Here is a 1400-nt window from a genome sequence, read left to right on the forward strand (position 1 = left end):
AAAACAATAAACCATATACTTAAAATCACTGTCACTGGATGATCAATTTTCCAGGCTGGATGCNTGGTACAAGGTTGATTTTCTTATTGATAACCATATACTGAGCAGGGAATATGTTATTGAAAACAAAGAAAAATTCCTTGATTTGCTTACAACAACAGATGAAATTGTAAAGGTACATGCATGGGTTCTGGCCAGAAGATTTGCTGATTCGGGCTATATTGGAAAGGAGGATATAGAAAGAAGAAAATCAAATCTTATACCATATATCAAAAACGGTGATTTAACCGCATGGTGGAATGCCCTTGACCTGGTAAACGGAGGTTATTTACATAGTACGTATCTAAGTCCATATAAGGATGTTTTTATAGAAAGCCTGAAAAGCGAAAATCCAGGAGTAGTAAGTGATGCATGGCACATGATACCTATGCTTGTCAAAGCCGGGATTATCCGTGAAATAGATTATGATGACAATAAAAAATATCTTTTCATTGTCCTTAAGTCTTCAAATCAGTACATACGACTGAACGCGTGGGAAACCATAATAGACCTTGGTGAAAAGGGTATACTGAAAAAAGCAGACCTATTACCATTCAAGGATAAAACCAGAGAGCTAATAGAAGGGGAAGACCTGATTAAGCTCGTATCCCTATTTGACACAAATCCAGGAGATTTTCTTAAGAGGTTAAAAAGTCTTGACCTCACCGACTAAATAAATTCAGCAACGTTAATGGCATTCGTAAATATGGCCACGTATAGAGGTACTGAATTTTCACCCCTAAATATGTTGTAATTCTCTTTATTCATTTTAATGGAGAACTTGTCTATTTTTAAATTGATTTTTGCCTCCCTGTCCAGAAAAATATCAGGTATGGCTTCGTCAAGAGGGGTGAAGGCCTTTAAATCATCTATAGCAATGGGCTTCACCATGAGCCCTGTTTTGCCATGCAGGCTGTATGGAAATCTTATGAGTCGGTGTATATCGGTAGTTACAGGCTCATCTATCTCGGCAAGTGCACTTTTTTTGAAATCCTCAAGGATCTTTTCAAGCATTATCCTGTCATAATCTATGGAGGCTTTTTCATTGCTTTTATTCTGTTTTATCAGCAATTTGAATTTATTTCCCTTATCATTTCGCAGAAAATCTATAATTTTCTCTCCGTTGTAAAATTTTTCCAGGTAATTAATATAATTCCACCATGCCTTACCAAATACATTTTTTATATAATTTTCATCCAAATTTTTATAGAAATTTGATATGTAAATATTGAATTTTTTAAGTATGCCAAATTCAAAATAGCTGTCATCAAGCATTTTCAGGTCTTCCATATTCAATCCTTCAATTCGTATATAATCCCCTATTTCCCTTCTTGAATCAGAATCCATGGTGTATATTCTGT

Annotated in this window: 2 protein-coding genes; one reads left to right on the forward strand and one right to left on the reverse strand. The window is 34.9% G+C overall.

The genetic code is table 11. The annotated features are described in order from the left end of the window. The first annotated feature begins 145 nt into the window (after positions 1-145). Entirely contained in the window at positions 146-712 is a 567-nt protein-coding gene (locus tag AMDU4_RS13620; RefSeq protein WP_021788507.1) for a hypothetical protein, read from the forward strand. Here the strand turns inward: AMDU4_RS13620 and AMDU4_RS13625 are convergent. Then, positions 709-1400 (reverse strand): DNA primase small subunit domain-containing protein (locus tag AMDU4_RS13625; protein ID WP_021788508.1); only part of this gene is annotated, 692 nt, incomplete at its 5' end. The two genes, AMDU4_RS13620 and AMDU4_RS13625, sit on opposite strands and share 4 nt — an antisense overlap.

The sequence above is a fragment of the Ferroplasma sp. Type II genome, from assembly GCF_000496155.1.